This window comes from Pseudomonas sp. IAC-BECa141 (genome assembly GCF_020544405.1).
Classification (GTDB): Bacteria; Pseudomonadota; Gammaproteobacteria; order Pseudomonadales; family Pseudomonadaceae; genus Aquipseudomonas.
The window spans coordinates 4,879,436-4,894,161 of record NZ_CP065410.1; the positions used below are offsets into that span (position 1 = coordinate 4,879,436).

Consider the following 14,726-nt stretch of genomic DNA (forward strand, 5'->3'; position numbering starts at 1 on the left):
CACGGACGGTTTGGACATCGCGCACTTTTCCTCTTTGCTTAAGGATAAGCGTATGTTCCGGTCGGCCAATGCGGCACATTTCGCGTTTCGGATTCCAGCGATCCGCCACGACTTCAAGGTAGTGGCTTTCAGCGGCACCGAAACGATCAGCCCCCTCTACAGCATTCACATTGAGCTGGTCACCTCAGTGCCCTGCCCCCTGCCTGAGCACAAGACCAAAACCGTGCCGCACAGCCACAGTTCGCCGCACACCACCGACGACTTGGTCAGCATCAGCGGCAACAGCACCACGACGAGCGGCACGCGGGTCGTCCAGGCTGTGAACTTTCCCGATTGCCCGACGCACGGCGCCTACCGGCAGTCGCTGACTGACAAGGACCTCACCCTATGAGCGCCGAAAAACTGGCCATGGTCGACCAGGCCGCGCAGGCCGAACGGGCCGCCAAAGCCCAGCCGCATGTGGATATCAACAGCACGGTGCATCCGTGTCCCGCCAGTCAGCCTGATCTGTTTGTGGTACCGGTGCGCTATGCGCTGGCGCACGAAAAGGCCGAACACGCCTGTTGCGTTCCCGGTATCGCGCCCGAGAGTCGCCCGATGGCAACGCGTCGCTTGCGGGCGGGGTTTGTGTACGTCTGGCAGCATCAGGGGCCGCTCAAGCGCTACGCCGTTTCAGCCGAAGGGCTGTTGCAGGCGCAGCCGCTGGACGCGGGGCCCGCCCTTGTGGCCGACGCAACGCTGGCCGGCCTGTCGCTGCCAAAAGCTCACGATGCCTGGATGCTTTACAGCGAATTCCCCCTGGGTGCCGAGCACTGTCAGGCACTGAGCGAGGACAGCGCCAAACGCACTCAGCACATGCGATGTATTGCGCTGCGCACAGTGGCCGACGAATTACAGGCCCCGCACTGCCCGCCCCTGGAGCGTGCCGATGAGGTCATGGCCGAACTTCTGCCGAACACCTATGCCCGGTCGATGAAAGCCGATCAGCAAAAAAATGCCGAGGACACCGACGCCCTCGGCGCGACACTGCTGAAGGATCCGACTGTGGCCAACATCAAGGCCTACACCGATGCCATGCACCGTATCCGCGAGCGCAACAAGGTGCTCGCTCAACACCCCGATGCCAGCGACCAGCCGCCCGGCGAGTGGAGCGCCGAGCCATGGGACGGTCAGGGCACCCGGGACTGGCTGGACAACGCCAGGGCGCAAAGCGACGGCCTGTTCGCCGTCTTCGCCTGTCTGGATGACGATCCTGGCGTGCTGCGCGATATCAACCATGAACAGGAATGGCTGGAATCCGGCCACGAGCAATGGCTCGGCGAAAACAACCTGCGCCTGAGCATCGGCGGGTTTGTGCGCAGCCTGATCACTGAGGACGGTGCAGAGCTGGCCGGCAATCTCAGCTACCGCTACAAGGATCGAGACATCAGCCTCACGCCGGCGCAGGGCCGGGTCATGCTCGACGCCCAGCATCGACTGGAGGAAGAGCTCAAGGCTGAAACCCGGGCCCGGCAGTATGGCGGTCAGCCGAGTCATGCAGAGTCCGCCGCCCGCGATGCCCGCATCGCAGCGATTGTCGCGCCGGTGCGGGCGTTTATTCCGGCAGACCTGTACCGCGAGGCCGAGGTCCTTGTCCGCGAATATCGCGCGGAAAAACTCGCCAACCTGAACAATCATCCGTTCGGCGCCAAGGTCGGCGAGTACATCGATCTCGACGCGATGAACACCTGGTTCAGCGACACGGCCGCCGCCCACTTTCAACAACTCGAAGAGCGGCACGCGGCGTTGTTCGCTGACCGGGGGCTGTACCTCAAACGCTCGTCCAGCGGCACCTGGTTTGTCGACTTCAACGACTTGGCGGCGCGCCAGTGGCTGACCGAGCTGGCCACCGGCTGCCTGACCGCCCAGTGCATCCGCGCCCAGGGCGCCGAGCAATACGCCGACTATGTACGCGCCGCCGACGGTGGCGCACTCCGGCAACTGTTCAACGCCTGGACGCCCTCACTCGAAGCGGCCGTCAACAATGCCTCGCGCCTCAGCGAGCTGATGGCCGCGCTATCTGCCGACAACATCAACGCCACCCATCAGGCGCTGGCGCCGTTGAGCGCAGTGGTGCTGGATGACATCGCGACCATGGCCCGGGACGCCGCCAGCCAATGGAGTGTGCTGGTCAACCGGCTGGGAGCGGCGTTGTTGCTGCTCAAGGGTGACAACGGCTTCAGTGCGTCGTGGATGAGCATCTTCGTCGCGGCGAGGCTGGGGGGTGAAAGCCGTTTGCAGCAAGTGTTCGAGGGCGGGCGACAGGTGTGGGCGTTGCTGGGGCAACGGGCCGAGGCACTGGCCCAATGGGTGAACAAGACAGGCAAGGCGATTGGCGTCGGGCGGGTGGAACGGATCGTCAATTCGCCGGTGGTGGTCAACAGCGGGGGCGTTGTGCCGATGGCGGCGCTGCTGGTGAACGTGGTGAATGTGCAGAACTACTTGAAAGAGGCCGGGGTGCTGGAGGGGATGGAAGGGCGCCGGGTGAATGACACGATTTCGGCGAGTCTTTACGGGGCGGCGGCGTTGGTGGCGGTGGTGGATAGTCAGGTGAGGGTGGGGTTGGGGGTCAAGGAAATGACCGTCAAGCTTCCAGGTGGAAGGATGGGAAGTGCTCCAATGCTTACTTTGTTTGGTGGAGTGATTGGTGGGTTGTCGGTGGGCGCTGCCTATCAGGAGTTCAGATCCCTGCAGAAGCAGTTAGAAAACTCCCAGCGTCAGATAGATCCCTGGCTGAAAATGCGTCAAATGGCGGTTGGAGGACAGATTGCTGCCTTTGGCTCTCAGGCATTACTGGGCGCCTCTTACACGATGAGAGTGTTGGCGGGTTCAATAACGACCGAGATCGCCATCTTGCGTTACACGCTCTACATGGGGCCATTGAACTGGATCATTGCCGGTTTGGGCCTGCTGTATCTGACGGCCTGGATTTTCGAAAAGACGCCGCTGCAAAACTTCCTGAACAACTGCTGCTGGTCTAAAGCGCGGGCTTTTGATCTGGGGCCCATCGCGCCAAAAGCCCAACAGGAAGAACTCGACCGTTTGTACCTCATCCTTTATACCCCTCGGGTCTCCATGCAAAGCAGCGCCAGGCAGGCACCTGATAATGGCCGTTCCGGCCTGACTTACGTCAGCGCCATTGATTCCCTGACCATCGACTTGCCAGGCGCCGAGCCACACAGTGTCTACCTGGAGCTGAGCATGGTCGGTGACCCGGTAGATACACTCGAAAACCGCTACCTGATCAAGAATAGTCCGATCGACTATTTCAGGCCTCCCCGTCCCTGGCGCGATATGACGCCCTTCTGGTTGTCCAGCAGCAGTTGCCAGTGGATACCGATCAAAGAAGGTCGGGGTTTGCGTATAAGCGGCCCATTCAAAGAGGTGAAAGACGTATTGCGCACCCCCCCTGGCACGTTGTCGCTCAGGTTGCGTTATCGCACGCCATTGACCGGGATACTCGGTGCTCGAAGCTTCATCGGCGGCGAACGAGGACTGGCGTTCACCTTGAACAACTCCACAGGTGTCATCGCCCTGAGAAACGACCCGACGCCCGAGCTTGATCGTGTACCGAACTACCCGCTCGGTGAGGACCACCCCGGCGCCATTTACCTGCAACCCAAGGACAAGCGATGAGCACGCCACCCGCAGGCACTACGAAGAAGGGGATTTTTTCCCGCAATGATTATTTGGCGCCGTTGCCTATTCCCACCGGTAGAAAACCCTCTGATGTGCTCAACATCATCTGGCGCAAAAACGAGGTGTTTCTCGACATTGGTAACTACAGCATTGGCTCGGCAGTGATGGTGCTTTGGCCCATGGTGATGTTGTTCGCCTTCATGGGATATCTGTTCCGCAATGATCATGACGAGATGCATATTTTTGCAGTCATGACGACGTTCATTATTGGAGTGCCAACCTTCTTTTTAATACAAGGCCTCTTCCGCGAAGTCCCATTACCCATACGCTTCAACCGCCAACGCCGTGAAGTCTGCGTCCCCCGCGACAACGGCGAATACTGGATCGTCCCTTGGGAAAGCGTGACAGCGGCCGCCACCCAGCAGTCGTCGGTCAGTCAGGCCGGTAAAAACACCATGGGCTTACTGGTCATCGGATTCGAAAACCCCGACCCGGATGCCACCCAAGACAACAAGCATTTTTCACTGGGCTTCAACTGCGGCGGTGGCACGACAGCGATGGCGTTGTGGGAATGCATGCGCAGTTACATGGAGATCGGGCTGCATGTTTTGCCACAGACCAATGATTTTGAGGGCGGGCGGGCAAAACTGCGAGGTAGAAGCGTTGTTTGGGGCATTACATGTGAATATCTGGACGGCATCAGACACCATCTGGTTGCACAGGAAGTCGGTAAGGCTGCCTGGTTGATAATCGGGGCCATTTTTCTGGGCGCTCCGCTGGCAATGATGTTGCAAGAGTGGAAGTTATCTCCGCCCCCCGACTTATCCCATCCCGACATCATCGAATGGTCAAAACCCCTCCCTCCCGAACAATGGGCCAAACGCTCCCCTGAGTTGGAAGTCGCCATTGCCAAACGCGAAGCCGAGTTGGCCGGACGAGTTGAGGCGCAGGAATGAGCACGCCACCGGCAGGCACTTCGAAGAAAGGGATTTTTTCCCGCAATGATTATTTGGCGCCGTTGCCTGTTCCTACCGGGGAAAAGCCTTGTGACGTGCTCAATACCATCTGGCGTAAAAACGAGGTGTTTCTCGATATCGGTAACTACAGCATTGGCTCGGCGGTGATGGTGCTTTGGCCCATGGTGATGTTGTTCGCCTTCATGGGATATCTGTTCCGCAATGATCATGACGAGATGCATATTTTTGCAGTCATGACGACGTTCATTATTGGAGTGCCAACCTTCTTTTTAATACAAGGCCTCTTCCGCGAAGTTCCCTTACCCATACGCTTCAACCGCCAACGCCGGGAAGTCTGCGTCCCCCGTGACAACGGCGAATACTGGATCGTCCCTTGGGAAAGCGTGACAGCGGCCGCCACCCAGCAGTCGTCGGTCAGTCAGGCCGGTAAAAACACCATGGGTTTACTGGTCATCGGTTTCGAAAACCCCGACCCGGATGCCACCCAAGACAACAAGCATTTTTCGCTGGGCTTCAACTGCGGCGGTGGCACGACAGCGATGGCGTTGTGGGAATGCATGCGCAGTTACATGGAGATCGGGCCAGATGTTGTTGAGGATCAAACTGCTCGTTTCGACAGATCAAAGGGAATCTGGGCAACTTATCTGGAGGATCTGAACAAGGCTGCGAAGTTGAGAGGCTGGTTCATTACTGCTCTTTGGGAAGGGTTTTGCGGGATTTTCATATTCAACACGTTGCTGATTGATGTCCTGGAGCGCTGGAAACTGAATCCGCCCCCCGACTTACCCCATCCCGACATCATCGAATGGTCAAAACCCCTCCCTCCCGAACAATGGGCCAAACGCTCCCAGGAGCTGGAAGTTGCCATTGCCAAACGAGAAGCCGAGCTGGCCGGACGAGTTGAGGCGCAGGTGTGAGCAAGCCAACCGCAGGCACTACGAAGAACGGGATTTTTTCCCGCAATGATTATTTGGCGCCGTTGCCTGTTCCTACCGGGGAAAAGCCTTGTGACGTGCTCAATACCATCTGGCGTAAAAACGAGGTGTTTCTCGACATTGGTAACTACAGCATTGGCTCGGCAGTGATGGTGCTTTGGCCAATGGTGATGTTGTTCGCCTTCATGGGATATCTGTTCCGCAATGATCATGACGAGATGCATATTTTTGCAGTCATGACGACGTTCATTATTGGAGTGCCAACCTTCTTTTTAATACAAGGCCTCTTCCGCGAAGTCCCATTACCCATACGCTTCAACCGCCAACGCCGGGAAGTCTGCGTCCCCCGCGACAACGGCGAATACTGGATCGTCCCTTGGGAAAGCGTGACAGCGGCCGCCACCCAGCAGTCGTCGGTCAGTCAGGCCGGTAAAAACACCATGGGCTTACTGGTCATCGGTTTCGAAAACCCCGACCCGGATGCCACCCAAGACAACCAGCATTTTTCACTGGGCTTCAACTGCGGCGGTGGTACGACGGCGATGGCGTTGTGGGAGTGCACCCGTAGTTACATGGAAATCGGGCCAGAGGCAGTGCCTGAAAGTCGGGTTGGTATTGCTCCTTATGAAGAAACCCAAATCGGATCGCTCATCGTTGATCTGCGCAAAGGGGACATGTTGAGCGTTTTGTGGGGAATATTCTGCATTACGATTCTGGGCACTTATCTGGCGGAAAAGCTCCAGGACTGGAAGCTTTCCCATCCACCGGAATTGCCCCATCCCGACATCATCGAATGGTCAAAACCCCTCCCTCCCGAGCAATGGGCCAAACGCTCCCCTGAACTAGAGGGCGCCATCGCCCAGCGCGAGGCTGAACTCGCTGCGCTGGTAGAAAGAGAGCTGGCTTGAGGCCGGCCCTGCAGTGGGTTTGGCTCTGATCAAAAACAGTCAGGTTTGGCGGGAGACGTCGACGGGCTGGCTTCCCGGCACTCTGAATGCAAAAAGCCGCGATGAGCGCGGCTCTTTTGCGTCTGTCGCCCCACATCAAGCAAACGATAATTCCTCTTATTCAAACCCCCTCGCCCTGTTAGACTTTGCGCCTTTATTTTTGCCCGTCCGCAGGAAGTCTGATGCCCTCGCTGCCTCTTCGCTTGTCCGCACTGTGTCTGGCCCTGGGCCTGAGTGCTTGCGATGACGCCCCGCGTTTCACCAAGGCCGAGCCGGGTGAGGCCCGTTCCGGCGGCGCGGCGACCGTGCGCAAGAGCGATCAGAACGCGTTTTCCCTGCCGTCCGCCAACCTGCCGCCCTCGCGCCGGGTGGACTTCAGCGTCGGCAACAGTTTCTTTCGCAGCCCGTGGGTGATCGCGCCGTCGACCACCACGGCCCGCGATGGCCTCGGCCCGCTGTTCAACACCAACGCCTGCCAGAACTGCCACATCAAGGACGGCCGCGGTCATCCGCCGACACCGGATGCAGCCAACGCTGTTTCGATGCTGGTGCGCCTGTCGATTCCAGATGCGCCGGCCTATGCCAAGGTGATCGAACAGGTGGGCGTGGTGCCCGAACCCGTCTACGGCGGTCAGTTTCAGGACATGGCTGTCCCCGGCGTCGCGCCGGAAGGCAAGGTGCGGGTCGATTACACGCCGGTGCCGGTTCGCTTCAAGGACGGCACCGAAGTCGAGCTGCGTAAACCGGTTTTGCAGATTACCCAGCTCGGCTACGGCCCGATGCACCCGGACACGCGTTTCTCCGCCCGCGTTGCACCGCCGATGATCGGCCTCGGTCTGCTCGAAGCGATCCCCGAAGAAGCGATCCTCGCCAACGCCACCGCCCAGGCCAAAGAGAACAACGGCGTCAACGGTCGGCCAAACCGGGTCTGGGACGACGCGCAGCAAAAGACCGTCATGGGTCGATTTGGCTGGAAAGCCGGCCAACCAAACCTCAATCAACAGAATGTTCACGCGTTTTCGGGTGATATGGGCCTCACCACCAGCCTCAGACCGTTTGATGACTGCACCGACGCACAAACCGCCTGCAAACAGGCGCCGAATGGTAACGGCCCGGATGGTGAGCCGGAAGTCAGCGACAACATCCTGCGTCTGGTGCTGTTCTACAGCCGCAACCTCGCCGTTCCCGCCCGTCGAGGGGTCAACGATGCGCAGGTGCTGGCCGGCAAGAATCTGTTTTTCCAGGCTGGCTGCCAGTCCTGTCACACACCGAAGTACACCACTGCCGCGAACGCTGCCGAACCTGAACTGGCCAATCAAGTGATTCGCCCGTACAGCGATCTGCTGCTGCATGACATGGGCGAAGGTCTGGCGGACAACCGCACTGAATTCCAGGCCTCCGGCCGCGACTGGCGCACCCCGCCGCTGTGGGGCATCGGCCTGACGCAGGCGGTCAGCGGCCACACCCAGTTTCTGCATGACGGCCGCGCCCGCAACCTGCTCGAAGCCGTGCTCTGGCATGGCGGCGAAGCCAAGGCGGCGCAGCAACAGGTTTTGTCTTTCAACGCCGAGCAGCGTGCCGCGCTGCTGGCGTTCTTGAACTCACTTTAAACACCTAAAAGAATCGGGAGCCCGACATGTTCCGTCCCAAGCTGTTCTTCACCAGCCTTGCCGCACTGGCCCTCGGCGCGTGCTCGCCGCAGGACCCGCAAGCCGTCACTTCGGCAGCCATCGCCAAATCGGTGATCCTGCCGACCTACACGCGCTGGGTCGAAGCCGACAAGCAACTGGCCATCAGCGCCCTCGCCTACTGCCAGGGCAAAGAGTCCCTGGACACCGCCCGTGCCGACTTCCTGCATGCGCAGAAAGCCTGGGCCGAGCTGCAACCGCTGCTGATCGGCCCGCTGGCCGAGGGCAACCGTTCGTGGCAGGTGCAGTTCTGGCCGGACAAGAAAAACCTGGTCGGCCGTCAGGTCGAGCAACTGGTCACCGCGCAACCGCAGATCGATGCGGCCGCCCTGGCCAAGTCCAGCGTCGTGGTTCAAGGCCTGTCCGCCTACGAGTACATCCTGTTCGACGCCAAGCCGGATGTGGCCAACGATGCGCAGAAAGCCAAATACTGCCCGCTGTTGGTGGCCATCGGCGAGCGTCAGAAACAACTGGCCGAAGAGATCCTCAGCAGTTGGAACAACACCGACGGCATGCTCGCGCAGATGAGCAAATTCCCGAACCAGCGCTACGCAGACTCGCACGAAGCGATCGCCGATCTGCTGCGGGTACAGGTCACTGCCCTCGACACCCTGAAGAAAAAACTCGGCACGCCGATGGGCCGTCAGAGCAAGGGCGTGCCTCAGCCGTTCCAGGCCGATGCATGGCGCAGCCAGTCGTCCATGGAGTCGCTGGAAGCCAGCCTCGCGGCGGCGAAAACCGTCTGGGAAGGCGTCGACAACAAAGGCCTGCGCGGCCTGCTGCCGGCCGAGCAAAAGCCGCTGGCGGACAAGATCGATGCAGCCTACGCGGCGTCGCTCAAACTGTTTGCCAGCACCCAGCGCTCGCTGACCGAAATGCTCAACGACGACGCCGGTCGCCAGCAGCTCAACGACATCTACGACAGCCTCAACGTCGTCCACCGCCTGCACGAAGGCGAGCTGGCCAAGGCGCTGGGCATCCAACTGGGCTTCAACGCCAACGACGGTGACTGATGAGGGCACGTGCCATGCTGCGACGCCAGGCTCTGACTTTAGGTAGTTTGCTGCTGGGAGCAGTGACTCTGGGCGGCTGGACGCTGTTCAAACGCAAGGACCAAAGCCCGCTGCTGCTGTCGGCGCGGGACGACGCCGACGGCAAGCATTACGCCGTCGGCTATCGGCTGGACGGCACTCAAGTGTTCGCCACCGCAGTCGGCCAGCGCTGCCACGACATCATCAATCACCCGACGCTGCCGATCGCGCTGTTCGTCGCCCGCCGGCCGGGCACCGAGAGCTATCTGATCGACCTGCGCAACGGTGGATTGCTGCAAACCGTGACCTCGCAGCCGAACCGGCATTTCTACGGCCACGCGGTGATCCACCACAGCGGCGACTACCTGTACGCCACCGAAAACGACACCAGCGATCCGGGCCGTGGACTGCTCGGGGTGTACAAATTCGAAGGCGAACGGCTGGTCCACAGCGGCGAGATTTCCACCCACGGTCTCGGCCCGCATCAGGTGTCGTGGATGCCCGACGGTGAAACCCTGGTGGTGGCCAACGGCGGGATCCGCACCGAGGCCGAAAGCCGGGTCGACATGAACCTCGACGCCATGGAACCGAGCCTGGTGCTGATGCAGCGCGACGGCACCTTGCTGAGCAAGGAAACCCTCGCCCAGCAGATGAACAGCGTGCGCCACCTGGGGATCGCCAGCGACGGCACCATCGTCGCCGGCCAGCAATTCATGGGGCCGTCCCACGAGCGCTCGGAGCTGCTGGCGATCAAACGTCCCGGTCAGCCATTCGTGGCGTTCCCGGTGCCGGAGCATCAGTTGCAGTCGATGGGTCATTACACCGCCAGCGTCGCCGTGCACAGCGACCTGCGTCTGGTGGCACTGACCGCACCGCGCGGCAACCGCTTCTTCATCTGGGATCTGGACAGCGGCGAAGTGCGCCTCGACGCACCGCTGCCTGACTGCGCCGGCGTCGGTGCAGTGAAGGACGGTTTTGTCGTGACCTCCGGTCAGGGACGCTGCCGCTACTACGATTGCCGTCAGGACGATCTGCTGGCCAAACCGCTGGATTTGCCCGCAGGGCTCTGGGACAACCATCTTCATCTGATGGCCTGAAATTCGCCGCCGACCGCTCGGTCGGCGGCCCCGCTGTACTCCACCTTCCTCCCTGATACCCGATAAAAACTGGCAGTTGGAATCCCTGCCGGACTCAGGGTAATGTGCCCGCCTGTCTCACCTGATTTTCTCCAAGGAACTGGAATATGCTGCGTCGCCGCATGCTGATCATGTTGGGTGTTGTACTGCTGATCGTTCTGCTACTCGCCGGTTACAAGGCCTTCTCGATCTACACGATGATCCAGGGCTTTGCCAAACCGAAACCGCCGATCAGCGTCGCCGTGGCCACGGCCGTCGAGCGCCCGTGGCAAATGCGCTTGCCCACCGTCGGCACGCTGAAGGCGCTGCAAGGCGTCGACCTGAGTCTGGAGAACGCCGGCACCGTCACCGAGCTGAAATTCGAATCGGGGCAGAAGGTCAAGGCCGGCCAACCATTACTGCAACTGGACAGCGCCGTCGAAGCCGCCTTCCTCGAAACCGCCAAGGCCGATCTCGGTCTCGCGCAGCTGGATTACGGTCGCGGCAGCCAGCTCGTCGGCAGCAGCGCCATCTCCAAAGGCGAATTCGACCGGCTCTCGGCGCAGTTGCAAAAGAACAAGGCCACGGTCAATCAACTCAATGCGGCGCTGGCCAAAAAACGCATCGTCGCGCCCTTCAGCGGCACCATCGGCATCCGCCTCGTCGATATCGGCGACTACCTCGCCAGCGGCACCAAGATCGCTACCCTGCAGGATCTGAGCAGCCTCTACGCCGACTTCTATGTACCCGAACAGTCGGTACCGAAACTGGCCATCGGTCAGCCGGTGCAGATCACGGTCGCGGCGTATCCCGGCCAGAACTTCACCGGCGCCATCAGCGCCATCAACCCGATCGTCGAAAGCACCACCCGCAATATCCTGGTGCGCGCCACCCTGGCCAACCCCGACGGCAAGTTGCTGCCGGGCATGTTCACCAGCGTCGAGGTGCTGCTGCCGGATCCGCAGAAACACATCGTGGTTCCGGAAAGCGCGATCACCTACACCCTCTACGGCAATTCGACGTACGTGGTCACCCAGAAGAAAGCCGAAGACGGCACCGTCGAAAAGGACGACAAGGGCCAACCGGTACTGATCGCCGAGCGTCGGTTCGTCGAGACCGGCGAACGCCGCAATGGCCAGGTAGTGATCAACAAGGGCGTGCAGAGCGGCGAACAGGTGGTGACGGCCGGCCAGATCAAACTGGACAACGGCGCCCACATTGCCATCAGCGACGACAAGACCCTCGGCGAGCAGAACAGTCCGCCCCGCGCCGACTGATCAAGGAAATCCCATGGCTTTTACCGATCCGTTCATCCGCCGCCCGGTGCTCGCCACCGTGGTCAGCCTGCTGATTGTGCTGCTGGGCTTCCAGGCCTGGAGCAAACTGCCGCTGCGTCAGTACCCGCAAATGGAAAACGCCCTGATCACGGTGACCACCGCGTACCCCGGGGCCAACGCCGAAACCATCCAGGGCTACATCACCCAGCCGATGCAACAGAGTCTGGCCAGCGCCGAGGGCATCGACTACATGACCTCGGTCAGTCGCCAGAACTTCTCGGTGATTTCGATCTACGCGCGCATCGGCTCCAACAGCGACCGCTTGTTCACCGAACTGCTGGCCAAGGCCAACGAGGTGAAGAACAAACTGCCTCAGGACGCCGAAGACCCGGTACTGAGCAAGGAAGCCGCCGACGCCTCGGCGCTGATGTACATCAGCTTCTTCAGCAAGGAACTGAACAACCCGCAGATCACCGACTATCTGTCGCGGGTGATCCAGCCGAAGCTGGCGACCTTACCGGGCATGGCCGAGGCGGAGATTCTCGGCAACCAGGTGTTCGCCATGCGCCTGTGGATCGATCCGGTGAAACTCGCCGGTTTCGGCCTCAGCGCCAGCGACGTGACCAACGCGGTGCGCCAGTACAACTTCCTCTCCGCCGCCGGCGAAGTGAAAGGCGAGTACGTGGTCACCAGCATCAATGCCAACACTGAACTGAAGTCCGCCGAAGCCTTCGGCAAGATCCCGCTCAAGGTCAGTGGCGACAGTCGGGTGTTGCTCAGCGATGTGGCACGGGTCGAGATGGGCGCGGAAAACTACAACTCGATCAGTTCGTTCGGCGGAACACCTTCGGTGTATATCGGGATCAAGGCCACGCCCGGGGCCAACCCGCTGGATGTGATCAAGGAAGTGCGCAAGATCATGCCGGAGCTGGAGGCCCAGTTGCCGCCCAACCTCAAGAGCGAGATCGCCTACGATGCCACGCTGTTCATCCAGGCCTCCATCGACGAAGTGGTGAAAACCCTGTTCGAGGCGGTGCTGATCGTGATCGTGGTGGTATTCCTGTTCCTCGGCGCCCTGCGCTCGGTGGTCATTCCGGTAGTGACCATTCCGCTGTCGATGATCGGCGTGATGTTCTTCATGCAGATGATGGGCTATTCGATGAACCTGCTGACCCTGCTGGCAATGGTGCTGGCCATCGGGCTGGTGGTGGACGACGCGATTGTGGTGGTGGAAAACATTCACCGGCACATCGAGGAAGGCAAGACACCGCTGGACGCCGCGCTCCAGGGCGCTCGGGAAATCGCCATGCCGGTGGTGTCGATGACCATCACCCTGGCGGCGGTGTACGCACCGATCGGTTTCCTGACCGGGCTGACCGGAGCGCTGTTCAAGGAGTTTGCGCTGACACTGGCCGGGGCAGTGGTGATTTCCGGGATCGTCGCCCTGACTCTGTCACCGATGATGTGCGCCGTGCTGTTGCGCCACGATGAAAACCCCACGGGTCTGGCCCATCGACTGGACCGGATTTTCGACAGCCTCAAGCGCCGCTATCAAAGCATGCTGCACGGCACACTCAACACCCGGCCGGTGGTGCTGGTGTTCGCGGTGATCGTGCTGTGCCTGATTCCGGTGCTGCTCAAGTTCACCAAGTCGGAACTGGCACCGGACGAAGACCAGGGCATCATTTTCATGATGGCCAACGCCCCGCAGCCGACCAACCTCGATTACCTGAACACCTACACCGACGAGTTCATCAAGATCTTCAAGGAGTTTCCGGAGTACTACTCATCGTTCCAGATCAACGGCTATAACGGCGTGCAGACCGGCATCGGCGGTTTCCTGCTCAAACCGTGGAACGAGCGCAGTCGCACACAAATGGAAATCCTCCCGGAAGTACAGGGCAAACTCGAGGGCATTCCCGGCCTGCAGATCTTTGGTTTTAACCTGCCATCCCTGCCCGGCACCGGCGAAGGCCTGCCGTTCGAGTTCGTGATCAACACCGCCAACGACTACGAGCTGTTGCTGCAAGTGGCTGACCGGATCAAGAAACGCGTCATGGCGTCGGGCAAGTTCGCCTTCGTTGACCTCGATCTGGCTTTCGACAAACCCGAAGTGGTGGTCGACATCGACCGCGCCAAGGCGGCGCAGATGGGCGTGTCGATGCAGGATCTGGGCGGCACCCTCGCCACTCTGCTGGGCGAAGCCGAGATCAACCGGTTCACCATCGAAGGCCGCAGCTACAAGGTCATCGCCCAGGTCGAGCGGGCCTACCGCGACAACCCGGACTGGCTGAACAATTACTACGTGAAAAATACCCAGGGCGAGTTGCTTCCGCTGTCGACCCTGATCACCGTGACCGACCGCGCACGACCGCGACAGCTCAACCAGTTCCAGCAACTCAACGCGGCGAAACTGTCCGGTTTCCCGCTGGTGAGCATGGGCGAAGCCATCGACAGCGTGTTGCAGATCGCCCGGGAAGAAGCCCCGGCCGGTTTTGCTTTCGATTACGGCGGCGCCTCCCGGCAGTTCGTCCAGGAAGGCAGTGCGCTGTGGGTAACTTTTGCCCTGGCCCTGGCGATCATTTTCCTGGTGCTGGCGGCGCAGTTCGAAAGCTTCCGCGACCCGCTGGTGATTCTGGTGACCGTGCCGTTGTCGATCTGCGGGGCACTGATTCCGTTGTTCCTCGGCTGGTCGAGCATGAACATCTACACCCAGGTCGGGCTGGTGACGCTGATCGGGCTGATCAGCAAGCACGGGATCCTGATCGTCGAGTTCGCCAACCAGTTGCGCAAGGAGAAGGGCCTGACACCCCGTGAGGCGGTGGAGGAAGCGGCAGCGATTCGTCTGCGCCCGGTCTTGATGACGACCGCGGCGATGGTGTTCGGCATGGTGCCGCTGATCCTGGCCACCGGCGCCGGTGCGGTCAGCCGTTTCGACATCGGTACCGTGATCGCGACCGGGATGTCGATCGGGACGCTGTTCACGCTGTTTGTTCTACCGTGCGTTTACACCGTGCTGGCGAAACCCGATCCCAAGGCGTGACGCAATAAAAAAGGCCTCGCATCAGCGAGGCCTTT

General features: G+C 60.6%; 10 protein-coding genes. All 10 read left to right on the plus strand.

Annotated elements, in window-relative coordinates; genetic code table 11:
• Positions 1-52 precede the first annotated feature (52 nt).
• The 10 genes from I5961_RS22300 (at position 53) to I5961_RS22345 (ending at position 14,691) form a co-directional block, all read left to right on the plus strand.
• Positions 53-391: a hypothetical protein gene (locus I5961_RS22300; RefSeq protein ID WP_227233387.1), complete on the plus strand. Its 339-nt coding sequence runs from the start codon at positions 53-55 to the stop codon at positions 389-391.
• Positions 388-3,675, plus strand: coding sequence for a toxin VasX (locus tag I5961_RS22305; protein WP_227233389.1), 3,288 nt, complete (start codon positions 388-390; stop codon positions 3,673-3,675). The genes I5961_RS22300 and I5961_RS22305 overlap by 4 nt, the downstream gene beginning before the upstream one ends.
• The gene (locus I5961_RS22310) at positions 3,672-4,634 is read left to right on the plus strand and encodes a hypothetical protein (protein WP_227233390.1); all 963 of its coding nucleotides are present in this window, start codon (positions 3,672-3,674) and stop codon (positions 4,632-4,634) included. Before I5961_RS22305 ends, I5961_RS22310 begins: the two co-directional genes overlap by 4 nt.
• Positions 4,631-5,572, plus strand: coding sequence for a hypothetical protein (locus tag I5961_RS22315; protein WP_227233392.1), 942 nt, complete (start codon positions 4,631-4,633; stop codon positions 5,570-5,572). The genes I5961_RS22310 and I5961_RS22315 overlap by 4 nt, the downstream gene beginning before the upstream one ends.
• A complete protein-coding gene (locus tag I5961_RS22320; protein ID WP_227233393.1) occupies positions 5,569-6,498 on the plus strand; it encodes a hypothetical protein in 930 nt (309 codons plus the stop codon). The genes I5961_RS22315 and I5961_RS22320 overlap by 4 nt, the downstream gene beginning before the upstream one ends.
• Positions 6,499-6,719: 221 nt before the next feature.
• Positions 6,720-8,147 (plus strand): di-heme oxidoredictase family protein, encoded by a 1,428-nt coding sequence (locus tag I5961_RS22325; protein ID WP_227233394.1) that lies wholly within the window; start codon positions 6,720-6,722, stop codon positions 8,145-8,147.
• A gap of 26 nt (positions 8,148-8,173) precedes the next feature.
• The gene (locus tag I5961_RS22330) at positions 8,174-9,238 is read left to right on the plus strand and encodes an imelysin family protein (protein ID WP_085699631.1); all 1,065 of its coding nucleotides are present in this window, start codon (positions 8,174-8,176) and stop codon (positions 9,236-9,238) included.
• Positions 9,239-9,252: 14 nt separating this feature from the next.
• The gene (locus tag I5961_RS22335) at positions 9,253-10,353 is read left to right on the plus strand and encodes a DUF1513 domain-containing protein (protein WP_085701697.1); all 1,101 of its coding nucleotides are present in this window, start codon (positions 9,253-9,255) and stop codon (positions 10,351-10,353) included.
• A gap of 146 nt (positions 10,354-10,499) precedes the next feature.
• Positions 10,500-11,648 (plus strand): efflux RND transporter periplasmic adaptor subunit, encoded by a 1,149-nt coding sequence (locus I5961_RS22340; protein WP_227233396.1) that lies wholly within the window; start codon positions 10,500-10,502, stop codon positions 11,646-11,648.
• 13 nt (positions 11,649-11,661) lie between these two features.
• On the plus strand, positions 11,662-14,691 hold the full coding sequence (locus I5961_RS22345; protein WP_085699637.1) for a multidrug efflux RND transporter permease subunit: 3,030 nt from the start codon (positions 11,662-11,664) through the stop codon (positions 14,689-14,691).
• Positions 14,692-14,726: the final 35 nt, after the last annotated feature.